General features: G+C 28.8%; 4 protein-coding genes. All 4 read right to left on the reverse strand.

Going from position 1 to position 3,925, the window contains the following annotated elements:
* The coding region (coaE, locus tag PKV21_09485; GenBank protein ID HOM27717.1) for a dephospho-CoA kinase at positions 1-442 on the reverse strand (442 nt) is incomplete at its 3' end.
* Complete coding sequence (locus tag PKV21_09490) at positions 439-1,689, reverse strand: adenosylhomocysteinase (protein ID HOM27718.1); 1,251 nt, start codon at positions 1,687-1,689, stop codon at positions 439-441. The genes PKV21_09490 and coaE, both read right to left, overlap by 4 nt.
* A gap of 7 nt (positions 1,690-1,696) precedes the next feature.
* Entirely contained in the window at positions 1,697-2,839 is a 1,143-nt protein-coding gene (gene metK / locus PKV21_09495; protein ID HOM27719.1) for a methionine adenosyltransferase, read from the reverse strand.
* On the reverse strand, positions 2,836-3,873 hold the full coding sequence (locus PKV21_09500) for a bifunctional phosphoglucose/phosphomannose isomerase (protein ID HOM27720.1): 1,038 nt from the start codon (positions 3,871-3,873) through the stop codon (positions 2,836-2,838). Before PKV21_09500 ends, metK begins: the two co-directional genes overlap by 4 nt.
* Positions 3,874-3,925: the final 52 nt, after the last annotated feature.

Raw genomic sequence — 3,925 nt, forward strand, 5'->3', positions numbered from 1 at the left:
AGTATTTATCCATTAACCTTTCTTTTATCTTTTTTTGAGGTGCACTTACCACAATTATTTTATCAAATAATTTTTCACTATTTGTTTCAAACAGTAGGGGAATTTCTATAAATATTATACCTCCATTTTTTTTTGTGTCAAATATATTTTTATTAATCTCGTCAAAAACCATAGGATGTAGTAAATTCTCTAATTGCCTTTTTTTTATTGCATCAGTAAAAATAATTTCCCTTACTTTTTCTTTGTTTATTCTTCCATCTTTTTCAATATCTTCTCCAAAAATTTTCTTTATTTTTTTTAAAATATTGTTTCTTTTCCATAAATTATGTACAATTTCATCACATGAAATAACTTTAAATTTCCATTTTCTAAGAATTTCTGTTATAGTAGTTTTTCCTGAACCAAGGATTCCAGTAATTCCAACAATAATGGATTTTTTCATAAAGTTCCTAATTCCCAGGAAGAGAGGTATCTTTCTTGTAAATCTGTTAAACTGTCAATTTTTATATTCATTGTATTAAGTTTATATTTTGCAATTTGTTTATCTATTTCTTCAGGTACATCGTAAACATTTACTTTAAGATTGGGATGTTCTTTTATAAATTTAATAGATAAAAATTGATTTGCAAAACTCATATCCATAACTTCCGGTGGATGTCCTTCTGCACATGCAAGATTAAGTAATCTACCTTCTCCCAGTATAAAAATTTTTTTACCATTTTTAAGGATATATTCAGTAAGTCCATTTCTTATTCTTTTTTTCCTTAAAGTATTTTCTTCTATTTCATCCATTTTTATTTCAACATTAAAATGACCAGAATTTCCAAGAATAACACCATCTTTCATTTTATTTATTTCTTTCATTGTTATTATAGATGTATTTCCAGTTGCAGTAATAAATATATCTCCAATTTTACTTGCCTCTTTCATTGACATAACTAAAAATCCATCCATTACTGCTTCAAGGGCTTTTATTGAATCAACTTCTACTACTATTACCCTTCCTCCCATCCCTCTGAATCTCCGGGCAATTCCTTTACCGCACCAGCCATATCCACAAACAACTATTATTTTACCCGCAATTAAAATATTTGTTGCTCTTAACAATCCGTCTACGGTTGATTGTCCTGTTCCATATCTGTTATCAAAAAGGTATTTCGTTTTTGCATTATTGACTGCAATTACAGGAAATTTTAAAAGTTTCTGTTTATTTAAGTTTTTAAGGCGAATAACACCTGTAGTTGTTTCTTCTGTTGCTCCAATGATATTTTTTATATATTTTTCATTTTGATGAACAAAAGTAATCAAATCGCCTCCGTCATCTATTATAAAATGGGGCATATTTTTTGCTACATTTTCTATATTTTTATAATATTCAGAACCACTTTCGCCTTTTTTTCCAAAAACAGGAATACCCTTTTTAACAAGATATGCCGCTACTTCGTCCTGAGTACTTAAAGGATTTGATGCACACAGAAAAACTTCTGCACCACACTCTTTAAAGTTTATAATTAAGTTCGCAGTTTCAGAAGTTATATGCAAACAGGCACCTATTTTATAACCTTTAAAAATTTTTCTTCTTGAATATTTATTCCTTAAATACTTTATAACGGGCATATGCTGTAAAGCCCAATTTACTTTATTTTCACCTTCTCTATAAAGGTTTATATCTTTTATAGAATATTCCATTTTAAAATTATCTGATATTTTTTGTAAATATTTCTTTTGAATCAGTTTTTTCCCATGTAAAATCCTCATCATTTCTTCCAAAATGTCCATAACAGGCAGTTTTCCTAAAAATCGGTCTTAAAAGGTCAAGTTTTTTTATAATTCCTCTCGGAGAAAGGTCAAAATTATCTTTTATAATTTTTACAATTTCACTATCAGGAATTAATCCTGTTCCATAAGTATTTATCATTAAAGATACCGGTTCTACCTGTCCAATAACATAAGCAATTTGTATTTCACATTTTCTGGCTATACCAGAAGCCACAATATTTTTAGCGAGATATCTTGCCATATAAGAACCTGATCTGTCTACTTTTGTTGGGTCCTTACCAGAAAAACATCCACCTCCATGACTTCCAACTCCACCATAAGTATCTACAATAATTTTTCTACCCGTAACACCGGTATCTGCCATTGGACCACCAATAATAAAACTTCCAGTGGGATTCGTAAAAATTTTCATTTTTTTACTTCTTAATTCTTCTGGAATTACATAATTTATTACAAGTTCTATTATGTCATCTTTAATCTTTTTCTGTGATACACCAGGATTATGTTGTGCTGATACAACAACACTTTCAACGGATACAGGTTTTTCATTTTCATAAAGAACTGTTACCTGTGATTTTCCATCAGGTCTTAAATAATCAACTATTTTTTTCTTTCTTATTTCTGCTAATCTCATTACAAGTTTATGGGCAAGTGTTATTGGCAAAGGCATAAGTTCAGGTGTTTCATCTGTTGCGTATCCAAACATCATTCCCTGGTCTCCTGCACCTCCTTTATCAACTCCTGTGGCTATTTCAGGTGCTTGTTCTTGAATAGATGTTATTATACCGACAGATTCATACTGAAATCCGTAGGATGGATCAATATAACCAATTTCTTTTAATAAATTTCTTGCAAGTTCAGGTATATCAACATAACCAGTTGTTGTAATTTCACCTGCAATAAATAAAAGCCCTCTTGTTGTTAATGTTTCACAGGCAACTCTTCCGTTTTTATCCTGTTTCAAAACTTCGTCAAGAATCGAATCTGAAATCTGATCGCATATTTTATCAGGATGTCCTTCACAAACAGATTCAGATGTAAATAGATAATAATTTTTCACTTTTTTCCTCCTTTTTTCATTTCTTCTTTTAAAATATTTATCTCTTTTATTTCTGTGGGGTCAACTTTATTTAAGATTGCAAGGTAATAACTTATCCAGTCACCAAGTATTATCAAATACATTGTTTTTTCAAGAAGTGTTTCTCCTTCCAGTTTTAATTCCATAACCTCCTTTACTTTTTTTGAAATAATATTTGAAGTTATTTCAATTCTTTTTTTAACTCTTTCATTTTCAATGCCAGAAACTATAAACAGACAAATCGCTTTTTTTATAAAGAATTCAGGAAAATAGAAAGCCATTATTTCATTATGATTCATTTCAGGTAAAATATTAACAAAAGCGAAATTTTTTGAATTTTCTGCTATTTGTGTTTTCCATCTTAAAATTCCTGGATAAAATCTATTTTCAGAATAAATCAGTGGAATATTTTTATAAATTTTTTTTGAAATTTCTATGGCTTTATTATTTTCACTTGAGGGTAAAAATTCATTTACCCATTTTTCAATTTTTTCAAAGAAAGTTTTTTCAAGAGGTGGAAGTATTTTTGCATCAACAAAATATCTATATACAGGAAAAAAAAGATATCCAAAAGCACATCTTGGAGGCATCCCTGAAGGTATTTTAATTAAAGGAATTCCGTCAGAACATGCCATTTTTTCAATTTCTCCATTACTTGAAATACAAATTATTAAACTCTTATTTCCTTTTGCAATTTTATATGTATTTACTGTCTCCTCTGTATTGCCTGAATAACTTTCCACAATAACAAGCGTTTTTGAATCTACATATTTTGGTAGTGAATAATCCCTTATAACAAAAACTGGAATTTCAGCAATTTCTTCTATTAGAATTTTTATGATATCTCCACTTATTGCAGAACCACCCATTCCCGTAAAGACAACTTTTTCAAAATTTTTATTTATTTCTGAAATAGTTAAATTATATCCTTCCAGACAATGTCTTGGAAAATTCTTTAATAAAGAAAACATGTCACTTTTATCATATTTTTCCATAAGTGATTTTTTTAATTCCATTTTTCATCCCCTTTTATTTTAAATTTTTTTTTAAAAAATTTATTATCTCTTC

The sequence above is a fragment of the bacterium genome, assembly GCA_035371905.1.
GTDB lineage: Bacteria > Ratteibacteria > UBA8468 > B48-G9 > JAFGKM01 > JAMWDI01.